Source organism: Chondrinema litorale (assembly GCF_026250525.1).
Lineage (GTDB): Bacteria > Bacteroidota > Bacteroidia > Cytophagales > Flammeovirgaceae > Chondrinema > Chondrinema litorale.
The window spans coordinates 24911-37472 of sequence record NZ_CP111069.1 but is presented as its reverse complement, the minus strand read 5'-3'; the positions used below and the strand labels follow the sequence as shown (position 1 = coordinate 37472).

Genomic DNA, 12562 nt, shown 5'->3' with positions numbered 1-12562 from the left:
AATATATATTGTACTTTACATGCATTCTATGTACTATCATATATCTTTATTTTTATTTATCGTCTTAAAAGTGTACAATTGTATTAATAAACGTACTTTTTGAAATTCGCTTTCTTTATGCATTTCTATAGTACATCATTAATAACTACTAAATCTTTAAGCGATAATGACTATTAAATTTTATCTTACCAGACCACAGGCCAAAAAGAAAAGCTCCATATTCTTTCTAATTAATCATAAAGGCTTGCAATACAGATACTATACAGGGTTATCTGTAAAACCTTCAGAATGGAAGAACAAAAGTAAAGAACCTGCTTTTAAATCTGTATTAGCCGACTTTGAAGTAAGAGCCGCAGAAACATTTTATAGGCTACTTAAAGAAAATAAACTCGATGAAAAAACAGTAACAGAAGCCCTAAAAATTGAATTCTCTAATAAAGTAGATACCAATAGCTTTGTAGGTTATATGCAGGACTACATATATAATAAAAAATTTAAACCTGCTACTTATAAAGCTTATAAGTATGCTGTTACTACAGTAGAGGAGTATCAAGAATATAAAAATAAAAAGTATAGATTAAGTGAAATAGATACTAAGTGGTTTGAAAACTATAAATACTATATGGAGCATATAAAAGGCTATGCTATCAATTCTATGTATGTGACTTTTTCCTTTTTAAAGAATGTTCTTAAACATGCTTATCAAGAAAAGCTAATACCAAATAGAGTAGAAATTAAAAATACTAGAGAAGATATTAAACAGGTGTATTTAACCTCTATTGAATTAGAGCATTTTTATAAGTTTAGACAGTATACCAGAAGAAGGCAAGAATATGTTGATGCATTTCTTATTATGGCTTATACATGTCTTAGAATATCTGATTACAATAGATTGAAGATAGAAAACATTAGAGACAATAAAATCTTTATGCCTACTAAAAAAACTTCAAAATTTGTAGTAATACCTTTGCATAAAATGGTGATTGAAATTATTGAAAAGTATAACAACAGGCTTCCTCGCGCTGGCAATTCTCAAAGCTTTGGTCCAGCTATTAAGGCAGCGGCAAAAGAAGCAGGTTTTACAGATCCAGTTATATCTGGTAAAAGCCATAAGGGGAAATACAATACAGTGATAAAAGAACGCTGGGAAATGATTACCGCACATACTGCCAGAAGGAGCGGGGCCACAAATATGTATTTATCTGGAATTCCTATTGCTCGTATTATGAAGCTTACAGCACATAAAACTGAAACCTCATTTTTTAAATACATCTGTATTGGTGACGATGAAAACGCAGAGGAACTTTTACAGCATGATTTCTTTAAATGAATTGCACATTATTTATATACCACTGTATTTTATAAAGAACTTTCTATAATTACATAAAATAGTTACGTAACTTCTTGACTTATATAGTAAAGTTACGTAACTTTACATTGTAATCATTTAGAAAGCTTTAAAACAAAAAATCATGACTTACTACTTTCAAAACTTAGATGAAAAAAAATATTTAATAGCTGTAAATGAAAATGGAGATATTCTTAAAAAAGTAATAATAGGCTCAGTATTAGAAGGCGATTATGAAAGTTGTTTTTGCGCGAGTGAATTAAGATTGTCTGATTCTGAGTTTTTAGGATTAGTTTCTATATCTAAAGAAAGAGCAAAAGAAATCGGAGATAACAGCAAAAAAATAGAAGTAGAAAAGAATTTTAAGCCAAAAGTAAAAATGCATTCTGACTTTGGTGGTAAAACATGGTGGGAAAAAGGAATATACACAACTTATCAATTAAATATTGAGATAAAAAAGCATCAGGAAGAATTTCCAGAAGAATTTTAATTATTTAAAACCATAAAAAAATGAAAACATTAAAGGAAAATCAAGTAGAAAAAATTCAAAATTTTCTTAAAAATAATTTTGATCCTACACCACATCAAAACCATATAGGCAGTAATTCAAGTGTTAAATATCATGAAGAGTTAATAGTAAATGGTGACTGCCATAAAAACTGCTTTGCTATTTGGGCAGGTGGGATGTCACCAATAAGAATAGAGCACAAATACACTGATATGATCAACTATTTGAAAAAAGTTATTGAACAAGATCATATTTAAAAAATGCCTAAACTAGATATAAGAATAGAATTAACCCCTCAATTAGAGGGGTTAATTTCTGAAGCTAAAAAGATGCACGGGTTTTGGGGAAGCAATACCGGAAATGCTTCAATGGGGCAGCTTGTAAAATTTATTTTAGAAGACTGGCTTTTAAATACAGAAAACTTTAGGAAATGCGAAAAATGCGGAGGTATGCTAATACCAAACTCTATACCTCATAGCGAGTGGCTAATGAACTGCAATCATTGCGGGTATGAAAACCATGAAATTGAAGAATAAAAAAGCCAGTCTCATAAAGGCTGGCTTTTGCTTTGGTCAAAATTTTTTAAATCTTCTTAAGCAATAAGAATCAAAAATGGAGCTACCCACAATCATTTATCTGTACAATTGTACTAAATAATATCTTATTATACAAAAAAGCCGGACTAATCCGGCTTTTCTCAATCTACAAACCTAAAACTTGATAAGAAAATCAACTCTAATATAAACTTACTGGGCGTCAGTATTACAATAATACAAATATTATCTTATTGTACAACTATTTAAATAAAAAAACCTACTCTAATAGGGTAGGCTTTTAATTCTATGGTTTTCTAACACATACAAAATTAACTGAAACTATTTCTTAAAACTTCTTACTAGCGAGGTAAACATATTAATTCTTTGGTGGCTTCTTTTATTTATAGCTCTTATATCTTCAGAATCCATATCAAAGAAATCTGAAGTGTTACGGGCGCAAATCTCTACATAAAATAAATCAGATATATGTTGAGCGACTTCTTCGGGCTGTAGTTGATTAAACTCTAATTTTTGCAAATCATTAATTTGCTGCTGGTCATAAAATGTCACTTTGTTATCTTCTTGACTGAACACATCCATTTCATTTCTTAATATTGATTCTTTTTCATCAATTAAATTCTTGTTTCCCATCTGTATATTTTAAAAAATTATAACAACAATATTTTTTAGTAGGTTATTAGCGATTGATTAGCGTCTATATAAATTTCTTAAGTCTTCTTGATCTTCGAGTTTATGTAAATCTGTCTTGGTACTGGTTAGCTCTGATTTTAATTCTATTATTTCCTTTTCAGCTTTCTTTCTCTGCCTTTCTTCATTGTGTCTAGCTTCAAATTCATAATCACCTCTTGCTTTAGTAGATTCCAGTTCTTCAGTAAGAAGAAGGATAGTACTCTTTGCAAGCTCTAAAGGATTTTGTTTTCTTATTTCTGTTTTACCAGTTTTTAAAAGCTCTGCTATTTTCTTATTACACCAAATTGAAAACTTTACATTAAGCCTTCTAGCAAATTCTATTATTAATTCTTCATGTATCCAAGAGCCTTGATTATCCTTGTCATTTCCTCCTTTTTTCCCGAAACGAATATCTTCGATTCGGTAATTAAGCTGGATACAAACCTCTTCTTCGTATTCAATCCACATTTTAGTTTTGAATATGTCGTTAGGTTTCTTTTTGAAAACAGTGGCCATACTGGTAGCATTAGCGAACACTTGCCCGTTAATTATTTCAAACTCTATACTGCTGGATTCATATTCAAATATTTGTAGAGCTTGCATGATGATTATTTATTTTTCCAGTTCACACCATTCTGGAGGAACTACTTTATCAACCTCATACCATTCTGTGTATCTTGTTATAGCTTTATCAGATTTTTTGCAAGTCAAGCTATACTCCTGACTAAAACCATCTGAAGAAGAAATATCTATTTTACAAAATGGACATTCTTTACATTTTGTGATTTTCTGAGTTATGTAAGGCATATCAATATACTTTTATCAATTTGTTAGGCTTTGTGATCTTGATAAAAAAAGGCTTCTTGCTTTTATTAAGATACTTAAAGTTAGTACTCCAACCTGAAGTTGGTAAAACCCAACCTTGTATTGAATACCATTGCCATGTTTCCATTTTTGCATTTCCACCAGTTACAAACTGGTTATTAGGAAAAAAACTTAATTCTATAAGCTCATACTCAACAGCTCTTTTTTCTTGATGCTTAGTAAGCCTAATGAAAAACCACTGAAGAAAATAATAATTAACTAATCCTAACCAACTCATATCAGTATACTTTTATACAGTTATGTTTCCTTTTTCAAATTCTTTAAGGCCTAATTTTATTAGTATTCTGAAAGTATCAGACTTTTTTCTTAGATGACGATCGCAAATATTGCTTATCTTAGCAAGGTCTTCATTGTCTATAGTGACATGTATTGGGACTTTTTTTGACATAGTATGTATCATTATACTGTTAAATAAACAATTGTATACCAAATATGGATATTTCCATATTAAAAACCAAATTTCCATAAAAGATTATGATGGATTTTTTAGAAAGGCTGCGTATTATCAGAAAAAAACTGGGTACTCAAAAGGAAGTTGCGACTAATGCAGGGTTAGAGCAATCAATGATTTCAAGATATGAGAAAGGACAAACTACGGTTTATGATTATAGATTTTTAATGTATCTAGCCAAACAAGGCATAGACATTAACTGGCTACTAACAGGAGAAGGCAAACAAGAATCTGATCTTTCAGAAGTAAGTGAACAAGGTTATGAAATGATGATAGACGCTTTAAAGCTTAAAGTAGATGCATTAGAGTTAAAAGTAAATGCACAAAAAGAATTAATAGAAGTAAGGGACCAAGAAATCGCTATTTTAAAGGATAAAAAAAAGCAAACTTCATAAACGATTTGTTTACTGGTATATACAAAATGTTTATTTTATTACCAATTTCTAATATTTTTAACCATTCATCGAATAATTCTTGCTTTTTATTTGGTAATTCCCCTTTTTTATTGGTAGAAGCTCATATTTTTTAAGGTCGCTTATTACTTTACTAATGGGAACTATCAGGAATGAATTAAAAGGAAAACACGCAGGAAAAGTACGAAAACATATAGACGAAGTACTATATATCAGAAAGGAGATAATAGAACTGCAAGATGAAATTATTAAGTCTCAGAGAGATATTATAAAAAAGCATTTAAATAAAAAGCCCTCTGGTTAGTCAGAAGGCTTTTTTAATGTCTTGTTATTTAGTTTTGAACTGCTAGATTACTTTTGATTTAATTCCTCATTTAGCTTTTGTATCATTCTTTCCTTCTCTGTGGTAAGCTGCTTTAATAAATCGATGGTATCTTTTAAAGCTTGTACCTCGCCTTTAGCTTGGTTGTACAGTTCTTTGTAATTAGCCTGCTCTTTTAATTCTTCTTCGCTCATTTCATCAAACATTCTATCAGATATGTTTAATAGAAAGTTAGCATTCACCCTGTACTTTTCGCAAAACTCCGAATAACCATCTACAGAAAGGTAAGAATCTCCTCTGGTAGCCTTAAACAATCGCTGTACATTGATATTAGTTTCTCTACTTACATCAGTGGGAGTTTTACCTAGTGAGCTAAGGACATTATTAATCCTTTTAGAAGCTAATTCTCTAGTAAGCTTTGAGTTCTGTTGATATTTTTTATCCATTTTTTTGTAGTATTATTTTTGTTTATTGTACAATAATTGTATTATTGTGCATATTATTTATTATTCAATGAATAACTTTATCAAATATAATGGATTCTAACCAAATAGAAAAATTTTTATCTTTTGCTAAAAAGATATTCACGGGCAATAAAAAAGAAGGTAAAGTAAGTAAGTTCATTTGGTATGCTAAACAGCAAGGTGATACACTTACAAGGTCTGAACTATACCATGCAAGAGCCTTATTTGAAAAGGTAGGTAGAATTAATCAACTACTGGAAGAATTTCAAAGCAACTACACTCAGATTGATTATGATTTTAAGCTGGCAAAGCTGGAATCTAAAAAAGAAAAACTCGAAAGAGAAAAACCTAATTAATTTCAAAATCCCAAAATCATGAAAGCAAGTGATATTACAAACTGGGGCGCAAAACTCCGTAAAGAAGGCCGCACTGAGGCACAAGTAAATTTACTTATTGGTATGGCAGTAAAGCAACCTACCAAGAAAGCATTTAAAAAGTTTACCGAAGTACTTTATAAAACTGTAGTGATATAATCTAAATCTCAAAAATATGGATATCAGAGGAGTTACCAAACCAGATATTTATCTTAAAAAGAAAGGCTACCTATATGTTCATGAAATCATTGAAATATTAGAAGCTACTAAGAAATTCACTTTTTCACATAGAATTATCTATGAATGGCATCCGGGCTATTTAGTTTTTGAAGAAATAGAAACTGAAGAACTTTTAACTGTAGAGAGAATGACAAAACTTGATGAATTAATGAAAATAATAGAGTCGTGCTATGATAAATATTGATGATCGATTATACGACCTTGTTGATAATGACGAATTTTGGGTTTTAAATATGCTTGCCAGAAGGATTAACAAAGATAGAAAGTGTTTTCCTTCTCGTAGAAGCTTAGAAACTCAAACAAAGCTCTCACGTGAAAGACTGGCAAAAGCATTGACTGGCCTAAAAGCTAAGAACTTAATTACTTGGTGGCAAGAAAACAAAAAAGGGAACTTTGGTAAAACTATTTACAAAATTACCACTCCTTTTATTTCGGTGTATGTTCCTGCAAATCAATATGAAATTGAAATAGACCGCGATACGGATTACCGTAATACGGGAATGCGTAATACGCAAAACCGTGAGCCGGATAACCGTAATACGCAAAACCGTATCACAGAAGTATTAAGTAATAAAGAAGTATTAATAAAAGAAAGTATTAATAAAAAAGAAGTATTAGTAGGCGAAAATAAATTTTCGAACACAAACACAAGGAAACAAAATTTTAAAAAACCAAGTGAAGAAGAAGTAAAAAAGCATTTCATCGAAAAAGGACTTTCTGAGGAAAAAGCAAAAGACTTGGCTTTTAGATTTTGGAATCATTACGAATGTGTAGACTGGTATGTTGGAAAGAAAAAAATGTCAAGATGGAGAAACTCCGCTGCACTCTGGATGAACTCAAATGAAAATAATTCTAACTCAAAAACTTATCAAAATGGAACATCAAGAAAACACCCACTCCAATCAGAATCAAGAAATGATACAAGCCACATCGACTACTCAAAAGGTTTTCTCGGATGAACATTGGCGAAAAACTGTACAATTGTATAAAGATTTTTTGTTTTCAACACAAAAATTAGCATCATACAGCGATTTTGTTCCAATGGATGAATACAAACCTATCTTTGAGAAGATGTTCGCTTATTTCAAAGAAAAAGAGCCAAAAAAAGGATTGTTGCTGTTTGGTTTAACTGGGAATTTCAAAACTTCCGCGATTTTGTTCTTTCAAATGCTTTGTAACGAGTTTAAGCAATATGAACATAACAGATTTAAATACGTGTCTTGCTCGGATATTATCTGGACTTTAATGTATCAAAACAACCTCGCCTCTGTAAGAAAATACATGGAAGGCAGCATCAAAGATAACGACTCTTATTGTTTTGAAGAATTAGGCCGCGAGCCTCTTTACTCAAATTTTGGAAATCAAATAAATATAATGGCGTCAATTATTGATTACCGAGATAAGAAAGGTCTTTTAACTCATTATGTTACCAATTCTAATTTACCAGAATTAGAGAAGAAATATGGCTCTCATGTTCTTGGAAGGATTGTGGATAAAACAGTAAGAATTGAATTCCCTGAAGTAAATCATAGACTTAGAGATATAAAAAGATGAAACTATCTAAAACCCAAATATCAAATATGAAAACTACTGCTTATTGGAGTGCTTTGTTTGTGCTTGCTGCTGTTGGATTTGTGGCTATTATTCAAAAAGCTATAAACTATTTTTTATGAAAGTAGTATTAACCCGTTTAGTAGATAATGGTAAGCAAACACTTGGTGAGCTCAACATTTATAAAGATCACATTAAAGTATTCTCCTGTAAAACTTTGGAGCTTCCTTATCTGGATAATAAGCAAAATGTTTCCTGTATTCCTAAAGGTACTTACCTAGTAACAAAGCGTAACGATGGAAGAAGTAAATTTAAATATGAGCACTTACATGTGTTAGATGTGCCTGAACGTAAATATATACTTTTCCATATTGGTAATTATAAAGATGATATTCAAGGATGTATTCTAGTTGGTAGTGCCAATTTTGATATTAATAGAGATGGACTTCTTGATGTTACTAACTCTAGAGTAACTTTTGATGCAATGATGTTTGCTTTAAGTGATATAGATAATTTTATTCTTCAGATAGTATGAACCCCAAGCTGAAGGAGCTAAACAACAACCACGAAGAGTACAGAAAGTGGTCAATAAATGAAATGAGAAAGTACTTCGGTTTGCACGGTCATCGTGAATTTACAGCAACTCAAAAAGAAATTGAAAAATGTAAAATATGTAACCCTATAAGAATAAAAAATCATGGAAATTCAAGAAATAGAAATGCTAAAAGAAAAAAAACAAGAGCTATCAAAAAGTAGGTCTTTAATTAAAAGAAGGGCAAAATCAAAGCTTTCAGAATTTTGTAATTTTAATGATAGCAAAAATGAATGCGAGATCAATTTTAAATCAATTAATGACTTTATTGAAGCTAATTTAATGATTATTAAATTGTTGGGGTATAAAGTTATAATCATTTGCAAAGAAGATGATAAGGCTAATGAATATCTTCAAAAATTGAATGCTCTTTTTAATGTACAATATGCATTAACATACGAAGGAGTGTAATTATTTACCTAAACACTGTACTTTTATACATTTATTATTCATATTAAATATTTTTTATACAATGAAAAGAATCGCATTTGCATTAATTAGAGTTGCTTTAAACATCTTGCACGCAAGATTACCAGAGCTAATAAAAGAAGAATGGCTGTACAGATTTTCAGTTACAAAAGTAGATGGTATTACAAAGATTGTAAATATCTATACAGATGATAATCCAGACGATAAGGCACAAATGAAAGAATTTTCGAATTCTTATTTGCCTGAAGTTTTTGAGTCTGATACTGCAATTCTTAAAGAGTTTGCAATCAGTCAAGTAAATGACGAAGAAGTAAATCAAATTTTAGATTACCATTCTACGGTATTAAAGGATGTTCTTATAGCTGTTACAGATGCTAATAAAGATAATAAAGCCCAGCTTAAAGTAATTAAAGACAAGTATAAAGAAGGCTCTTTAGATGTTGGCTTAGAATGGTTTCTTGCAAAGACTGAAAAAATTAAAGATCCCGTTGCAAGGGCTATAATTCAAGAGGCTGTAAAAGAAGCAATTAAGCTTGAATTGACCGCACTATAATTTTCCTTAATCAATCATTCAAAAAGGCTGCTTGATAGTGGCCTTTTATTTACCTCCCTCCTATGTATACCAAAAATAGAATTTCAGAGAAAGAAACATTTTTAATGCTGGATGATTTAACCGGGTTTAAGTCTGTAGTTTCTTATGGTTGTGGTGTAAGTTCTTTAGAAGTTTTATTTGCAGAGAAATTTAAAGATGTTACTTGTATAGATCGAGATGATGTAAACTGGTATTTCATTAAGGCATGTCTAAAGCCTAATAGCTGGCTAAAATTTGAATGTGTTGATTTTATGGAGCTAGAAAGTTTAAAGTCTTGCGACCTTGCAATTTTTACCGAAGTAGCACAACTATATCCAGATGATATCTTAATCCCTTTTTTACAGAAATTGTGTAGATCCTCTAAATATATTTTCTTTTCTTCTCATCCAGAAAGTTTGAGTGTTTCTGAGGAAGAAGTAAACATAAAAAAACCTGAAGCATGGCTTCAAGTATTTAAAAGCTTAGGTATGAATCTTATTACTAGGATATCTTACCCACATGAAAATGGTTTTTTATTTGAAAGGCTGTAGTCTGTATATTCCCGGACTGGCAGCATCTATTATTCCATAGACAGTATCATTATCGATAACAAAAAAATCAAAGTCTTTTACAATGTATACCTTACCATTAGGGAACCTGCTTTGTACTTTACTTTCTGTAAGTACGCATGATGCGCATAGCAGTAAGATTAATAAGTACCTCATCCCATTAAATAATAGAATATATTAAACGAGGTAAAAAAGGCAATTACAGCTATAACCTTGTAAATTACCTTTTCGCTCGTTTTTATGAATACTATTGTTAGCAAGCAAATAAGCATTAATAACTCTGATAAATGCCATGCATCAGTTAAGCTTACCAGTACTGTTTTAGATAGAAAGAATGCCTCACTTTTATCTTCCGGGAAGTTTTTGTATTTATTCATCCAGCTAATTGCCGGATTAAAAAATTGTTCATTCCAGTTTTTAAATATTGAGCTGGAAAAGTGAAACATTAAGGTGTCTCTTACTGCTTTAAAAAAGCCTGCTAAAAAGCATAAGGTTATGATTAGGTATTTCATACTTATAAGTTTTCTACTTCATAAACTAATTGATCATAATCAAAAACTCGCGGTGTAAATCTAACCTTGCAATCATTGTCTTTTGCATCACCATCTATAAGTGTATACTCCCTTTTTAGAATATCACCTTCAAATTGATCTGTTAAAGTTGATATTGAATTATTCTCTATAGTAGGTTGTACTGCTGCTAAATAGTCCGTTGCTGTATCGTAATGTGTTGATGTATCAAACTCAATATCACCACGTTCTGTGCCTGCTCCATCATCACCGTTGAATACATTGTAATCTCCATCATAAGTGATGTTATCACCGAAGTTATAGTAATTCGTTTGTATTTGTTGCCCCCAGCCTTGTAGTAAGCATTTATTTACATTAATATTTGTAGTAGCATTACCAGTAGCCTTAATACCACACAAACTATAATTTGTTGTTGATCCTGCAAGTATGTAAACCCTTGTTAAATTTACAGTGCCTGCATTGCCACTTGTAGATAAATCAAAAGGATGATTAGATGCATTTGAAGCAGCATCTCCGCTGACTACTGCAATACAATCCTCAAAGTTTGCTACACTATCAAAAATTTCATTCGGTCTAAAAAAACCTTTATATAAAGAAGTATTTTTAGTATTAAACCATTCTGATCTTCTTACTGTAAAATCTGCATTAAAAGAAGCTAAGAACCTCCCACAATTGTAAGCAAAACATCCATCTACTAAATAACTTTCATTTTGAGATGCACCGCCAAAAACATTTGATAAATAATAGCCATCACAATTAATACATTCTACATTTCCAAAATCATTACCGCCAGAACTTTGCCCATGAGCATAAAACCCGATACTTGTAGCGTCTGCTTCATCGCCATCTTCACCAATTACTTTGCACCCCTCCCACCTTATGCCATCTTTTTTATTAGCTGTGTTATATGCTATAAAAGGTACAATTGTAGTACCTCCAAACTCTTCATAAGTAGTATCTAGCTTTACACAAATACAATCTTTCACTAATCCACTACCAACAAAAATATGGTGTTTTGTACCATCAACTGCAATGCAGTTTATTAGTGTCGAGTATCTGCCAACCACCAAGCAACCATTATCATGCAGTCCTGCAATACATCTTACATTTTCTACTTCACAAAAATTACCAAGATAAATCCCATTTTCTCTAATTGCTTGTTTGTATTCACTTCCATTACTTGCTGGATTTCCTGAGTCTGTTGCATGCATATATAATGCTGCTGAAACGCCTGTAGAATAAGTATTAGATGCATAATAACTGCCTGGCGTACTATCGCAAGTTGCTAAATCTGCAACTCTTATTAATCTTATATCATCCTCCCAAATTGATGGAGCGCATTTATCATCGCTTAAAGGTGTCCATGTTACTTCATATACATTTGTTTGACCACTTGTTTTAACCCAGTCACCTGTGTCGATTTCATCTCTTGCGTCAAAAATTGGGAGTTTTCCAGAACCATATGTTGTTATTTTTACATTTGCACTTCCATTTGTTTCACTGCCTAGCTGCTCATAAAAAACAGAACCCCTTGCTATTTTAATTGTACAATTAGAGAAATCAGAATCTAACAAAGTATCTAATGCCGAAATGGTTTGAAGCGGTGAATTATAAGTTTTACCGTCATTTGAATCTGATCCATTTACAGAATCCACAAAGTATTCTCTTGTTAAAGTTGCCTCCAATACAAATTGATAATTGTCACCATCTAGTATTTTATATCCATCTGCTGTATAAGTCCCAGAAGCAACAGGAGAATACATGCCTACATTTAAAACTTTTACAATACTTACATTATCAAGCTCGCCTTCATCTGATGTCAACATATCAGATAAAGTATCTACACGCATTATTATATTACCTGATGCAACAGTATTTTCAGTAGTTCCAATATCTAAAGTTGCCGAATCTCCTAATTCTAATTCTAAATCAATAGAGGAAAATAACTCTTCCATCTCTATTACTTTGTTTCTTAAAGCTATATTTGACTCTATTGTATCTACTATAATTATTTTAACATTCCTGCTTCTTGCGAGCGAGCCTGTTATAGTTGGTAATTGTGATCCTTTTTTTCCTTGCTCTGACATAA

The 12562-nt window shown here is 31.3% G+C and carries 24 protein-coding genes; 16 read left to right on the top strand and 8 right to left on the bottom strand.

Features of this window, described 5'->3' with window-relative positions; all coding sequences use genetic code 11:
• Positions 1 to 166: 166 nt before the first annotated feature.
• The 4 genes from OQ292_RS40835 to OQ292_RS40820 all read left to right on the top strand — a co-directional run bounded on the left by OQ292_RS40835 (position 167) and on the right by OQ292_RS40820 (position 2392).
• Entirely contained in the window at positions 167 to 1330 is a 1164-nt protein-coding gene (locus tag OQ292_RS40835; RefSeq protein WP_284689995.1) for a tyrosine-type recombinase/integrase, read from the top strand.
• 142 nt (positions 1331 to 1472) lie between these two features.
• Positions 1473 to 1838 carry a hypothetical protein gene (locus OQ292_RS40830; RefSeq protein ID WP_284689994.1) on the top strand — a complete coding sequence of 122 codons (366 nt, stop codon included), beginning with the start codon at positions 1473 to 1475 and terminating at the stop codon, positions 1836 to 1838.
• Between the two features lie 20 nt (positions 1839 to 1858).
• Entirely contained in the window at positions 1859 to 2113 is a 255-nt protein-coding gene (locus OQ292_RS40825) for a hypothetical protein (RefSeq protein WP_284689993.1), read from the top strand.
• Positions 2114 to 2116: 3 nt separating this feature from the next.
• Positions 2117 to 2392: a BRcat domain-containing protein gene (locus tag OQ292_RS40820; RefSeq protein WP_284689992.1), complete on the top strand. Its 276-nt coding sequence runs from the start codon at positions 2117 to 2119 to the stop codon at positions 2390 to 2392.
• Positions 2393 to 2731: 339 nt separating this feature from the next.
• Here the strand turns inward: OQ292_RS40820 and OQ292_RS40815 are convergent, their stop codons facing one another.
• From OQ292_RS40815 to OQ292_RS40800, 4 genes are read right to left on the bottom strand one after another with little or no spacing between them, the layout of a single operon-like run.
• Positions 2732 to 3043, bottom strand: a complete 312-nt coding sequence (locus OQ292_RS40815; RefSeq protein ID WP_284689991.1) for a hypothetical protein — start codon at positions 3041 to 3043, stop codon at positions 2732 to 2734.
• 57 nt (positions 3044 to 3100) lie between these two features.
• Positions 3101 to 3685 (bottom strand): KilA-N domain-containing protein, encoded by a 585-nt coding sequence (locus OQ292_RS40810; RefSeq protein ID WP_284689990.1) that lies wholly within the window; start codon positions 3683 to 3685, stop codon positions 3101 to 3103.
• A gap of 9 nt (positions 3686 to 3694) precedes the next feature.
• Entirely contained in the window at positions 3695 to 3889 is a 195-nt protein-coding gene (locus OQ292_RS40805) for a hypothetical protein (protein ID WP_284689989.1), read from the bottom strand.
• Position 3890: 1 nt separating this feature from the next.
• The gene (locus tag OQ292_RS40800; RefSeq protein ID WP_284689988.1) at positions 3891 to 4184 is read right to left on the bottom strand and encodes a hypothetical protein; all 294 of its coding nucleotides are present in this window, start codon (positions 4182 to 4184) and stop codon (positions 3891 to 3893) included.
• A gap of 257 nt (positions 4185 to 4441) precedes the next feature.
• Between OQ292_RS40800 and OQ292_RS40795 the strand changes: the two genes are divergently transcribed.
• Together OQ292_RS40795 and OQ292_RS40790 are read left to right on the top strand one after the other, a co-directional pair.
• Positions 4442 to 4813 carry a helix-turn-helix domain-containing protein gene (locus tag OQ292_RS40795; RefSeq protein ID WP_284689987.1) on the top strand — a complete coding sequence of 124 codons (372 nt, stop codon included), beginning with the start codon at positions 4442 to 4444 and terminating at the stop codon, positions 4811 to 4813.
• Between the two features lie 154 nt (positions 4814 to 4967).
• The gene (locus OQ292_RS40790; RefSeq protein ID WP_284689986.1) at positions 4968 to 5135 is read left to right on the top strand and encodes a hypothetical protein; all 168 of its coding nucleotides are present in this window, start codon (positions 4968 to 4970) and stop codon (positions 5133 to 5135) included.
• Between the two features lie 47 nt (positions 5136 to 5182).
• On the opposite strand, the gene OQ292_RS40785 is transcribed toward OQ292_RS40790, so the two are convergent.
• On the bottom strand, positions 5183 to 5599 hold the full coding sequence (locus tag OQ292_RS40785; RefSeq protein WP_284689985.1) for a hypothetical protein: 417 nt from the start codon (positions 5597 to 5599) through the stop codon (positions 5183 to 5185).
• An 89-nt stretch (positions 5600 to 5688) separates the two neighbouring features.
• Between OQ292_RS40785 and OQ292_RS40780 the strand changes: the two genes are divergently transcribed.
• The 10 genes from OQ292_RS40780 to OQ292_RS40735 all read left to right on the top strand — a co-directional run bounded on the left by OQ292_RS40780 (position 5689) and on the right by OQ292_RS40735 (position 9925).
• Positions 5689 to 5973, top strand: coding sequence for a hypothetical protein (locus OQ292_RS40780; RefSeq protein ID WP_284689984.1), 285 nt, complete (start codon positions 5689 to 5691; stop codon positions 5971 to 5973).
• A gap of 18 nt (positions 5974 to 5991) precedes the next feature.
• Positions 5992 to 6150, top strand: a complete 159-nt coding sequence (locus OQ292_RS40775; protein ID WP_284689983.1) for a hypothetical protein — start codon at positions 5992 to 5994, stop codon at positions 6148 to 6150.
• 16 nt (positions 6151 to 6166) lie between these two features.
• The gene (locus OQ292_RS40770; RefSeq protein ID WP_284689982.1) at positions 6167 to 6415 is read left to right on the top strand and encodes a hypothetical protein; all 249 of its coding nucleotides are present in this window, start codon (positions 6167 to 6169) and stop codon (positions 6413 to 6415) included.
• On the top strand, positions 6402 to 7190 hold the full coding sequence (locus tag OQ292_RS40765; RefSeq protein ID WP_284689981.1) for a hypothetical protein: 789 nt from the start codon (positions 6402 to 6404) through the stop codon (positions 7188 to 7190). Before OQ292_RS40770 ends, OQ292_RS40765 begins: the two co-directional genes overlap by 14 nt.
• Entirely contained in the window at positions 7147 to 7785 is a 639-nt protein-coding gene (locus OQ292_RS40760; protein WP_284689980.1) for a hypothetical protein, read from the top strand. Before OQ292_RS40765 ends, OQ292_RS40760 begins: the two co-directional genes overlap by 44 nt.
• The gene (locus OQ292_RS40755) at positions 7782 to 7904 is read left to right on the top strand and encodes a hypothetical protein (protein ID WP_284689979.1); all 123 of its coding nucleotides are present in this window, start codon (positions 7782 to 7784) and stop codon (positions 7902 to 7904) included. Before OQ292_RS40760 ends, OQ292_RS40755 begins: the two co-directional genes overlap by 4 nt.
• Positions 7901 to 8317, top strand: coding sequence for a DUF5675 family protein (locus tag OQ292_RS40750; RefSeq protein ID WP_284689978.1), 417 nt, complete (start codon positions 7901 to 7903; stop codon positions 8315 to 8317). The genes OQ292_RS40755 and OQ292_RS40750 overlap by 4 nt, the downstream gene beginning before the upstream one ends.
• Before the next feature lie 162 nt (positions 8318 to 8479).
• Entirely contained in the window at positions 8480 to 8785 is a 306-nt protein-coding gene (locus OQ292_RS40745) for a hypothetical protein (protein WP_284689977.1), read from the top strand.
• Positions 8786 to 8846: 61 nt separating this feature from the next.
• Positions 8847 to 9356, top strand: coding sequence for a hypothetical protein (locus OQ292_RS40740; protein ID WP_284689976.1), 510 nt, complete (start codon positions 8847 to 8849; stop codon positions 9354 to 9356).
• Between the two features lie 62 nt (positions 9357 to 9418).
• Positions 9419 to 9925: a class I SAM-dependent methyltransferase gene (locus OQ292_RS40735; protein ID WP_284689975.1), complete on the top strand. Its 507-nt coding sequence runs from the start codon at positions 9419 to 9421 to the stop codon at positions 9923 to 9925.
• Here the strand turns inward: OQ292_RS40735 and OQ292_RS40730 are convergent.
• Genes OQ292_RS40730 through OQ292_RS40720 form a run of 3 tightly spaced genes read right to left on the bottom strand, consistent with a single transcriptional unit; the run spans position 9908 to position 12560 of the window.
• On the bottom strand, positions 9908 to 10099 hold the full coding sequence (locus tag OQ292_RS40730; RefSeq protein WP_284689974.1) for a hypothetical protein: 192 nt from the start codon (positions 10097 to 10099) through the stop codon (positions 9908 to 9910). The genes OQ292_RS40735 and OQ292_RS40730 overlap by 18 nt on opposite strands.
• Positions 10096 to 10455, bottom strand: coding sequence for a hypothetical protein (locus tag OQ292_RS40725; protein WP_284689973.1), 360 nt, complete (start codon positions 10453 to 10455; stop codon positions 10096 to 10098). The genes OQ292_RS40730 and OQ292_RS40725 overlap by 4 nt, the downstream gene beginning before the upstream one ends.
• A 2-nt stretch (positions 10456 to 10457) precedes the next feature.
• Positions 10458 to 12560 carry a hypothetical protein gene (locus tag OQ292_RS40720; RefSeq protein ID WP_284689972.1) on the bottom strand — a complete coding sequence of 701 codons (2103 nt, stop codon included), beginning with the start codon at positions 12558 to 12560 and terminating at the stop codon, positions 10458 to 10460.
• Positions 12561 to 12562 lie beyond the last annotated feature (2 nt).

Bases quoted from the DNA above. Each gene is read 5' to 3' on its own strand.
- OQ292_RS40835 (WP_284689995.1), top strand. From the start codon at position 167: ATGACTATTAAATTTTATCTTACCAGACCACAGGCCAAAAAGAAAAGC.
- OQ292_RS40830 (WP_284689994.1), top strand. From the start codon at position 1,473: ATGACTTACTACTTTCAAAACTTAGATGAAAAAAAATATTTAATAGCT.
- OQ292_RS40825 (WP_284689993.1), top strand. From the start codon at position 1,859: ATGAAAACATTAAAGGAAAATCAAGTAGAAAAAATTCAAAATTTTCTT.
- OQ292_RS40820 (WP_284689992.1), top strand. From the start codon at position 2,117: ATGCCTAAACTAGATATAAGAATAGAATTAACCCCTCAATTAGAGGGG.
- OQ292_RS40815 (WP_284689991.1), bottom strand. From the start codon at position 3,043: ATGGGAAACAAGAATTTAATTGATGAAAAAGAATCAATATTAAGAAAT.
- OQ292_RS40810 (WP_284689990.1), bottom strand. From the start codon at position 3,685: ATGCAAGCTCTACAAATATTTGAATATGAATCCAGCAGTATAGAGTTT.
- OQ292_RS40805 (WP_284689989.1), bottom strand. From the start codon at position 3,889: ATGCCTTACATAACTCAGAAAATCACAAAATGTAAAGAATGTCCATTT.
- OQ292_RS40800 (WP_284689988.1), bottom strand. From the start codon at position 4,184: ATGAGTTGGTTAGGATTAGTTAATTATTATTTTCTTCAGTGGTTTTTC.
- OQ292_RS40795 (WP_284689987.1), top strand. From the start codon at position 4,442: ATGATGGATTTTTTAGAAAGGCTGCGTATTATCAGAAAAAAACTGGGT.
- OQ292_RS40790 (WP_284689986.1), top strand. From the start codon at position 4,968: ATGGGAACTATCAGGAATGAATTAAAAGGAAAACACGCAGGAAAAGTA.
- OQ292_RS40785 (WP_284689985.1), bottom strand. From the start codon at position 5,599: ATGGATAAAAAATATCAACAGAACTCAAAGCTTACTAGAGAATTAGCT.
- OQ292_RS40780 (WP_284689984.1), top strand. From the start codon at position 5,689: ATGGATTCTAACCAAATAGAAAAATTTTTATCTTTTGCTAAAAAGATA.
- OQ292_RS40775 (WP_284689983.1), top strand. From the start codon at position 5,992: ATGAAAGCAAGTGATATTACAAACTGGGGCGCAAAACTCCGTAAAGAA.
- OQ292_RS40770 (WP_284689982.1), top strand. From the start codon at position 6,167: ATGGATATCAGAGGAGTTACCAAACCAGATATTTATCTTAAAAAGAAA.
- OQ292_RS40765 (WP_284689981.1), top strand. From the start codon at position 6,402: ATGATAAATATTGATGATCGATTATACGACCTTGTTGATAATGACGAA.
- OQ292_RS40760 (WP_284689980.1), top strand. From the start codon at position 7,147: ATGATACAAGCCACATCGACTACTCAAAAGGTTTTCTCGGATGAACAT.
- OQ292_RS40755 (WP_284689979.1), top strand. From the start codon at position 7,782: ATGAAACTATCTAAAACCCAAATATCAAATATGAAAACTACTGCTTAT.
- OQ292_RS40750 (WP_284689978.1), top strand. From the start codon at position 7,901: ATGAAAGTAGTATTAACCCGTTTAGTAGATAATGGTAAGCAAACACTT.
- OQ292_RS40745 (WP_284689977.1), top strand. From the start codon at position 8,480: ATGGAAATTCAAGAAATAGAAATGCTAAAAGAAAAAAAACAAGAGCTA.
- OQ292_RS40740 (WP_284689976.1), top strand. From the start codon at position 8,847: ATGAAAAGAATCGCATTTGCATTAATTAGAGTTGCTTTAAACATCTTG.
- OQ292_RS40735 (WP_284689975.1), top strand. From the start codon at position 9,419: ATGTATACCAAAAATAGAATTTCAGAGAAAGAAACATTTTTAATGCTG.
- OQ292_RS40730 (WP_284689974.1), bottom strand. From the start codon at position 10,099: ATGAGGTACTTATTAATCTTACTGCTATGCGCATCATGCGTACTTACA.
- OQ292_RS40725 (WP_284689973.1), bottom strand. From the start codon at position 10,455: ATGAAATACCTAATCATAACCTTATGCTTTTTAGCAGGCTTTTTTAAA.
- OQ292_RS40720 (WP_284689972.1), bottom strand. From the start codon at position 12,560: ATGTCAGAGCAAGGAAAAAAAGGATCACAATTACCAACTATAACAGGC.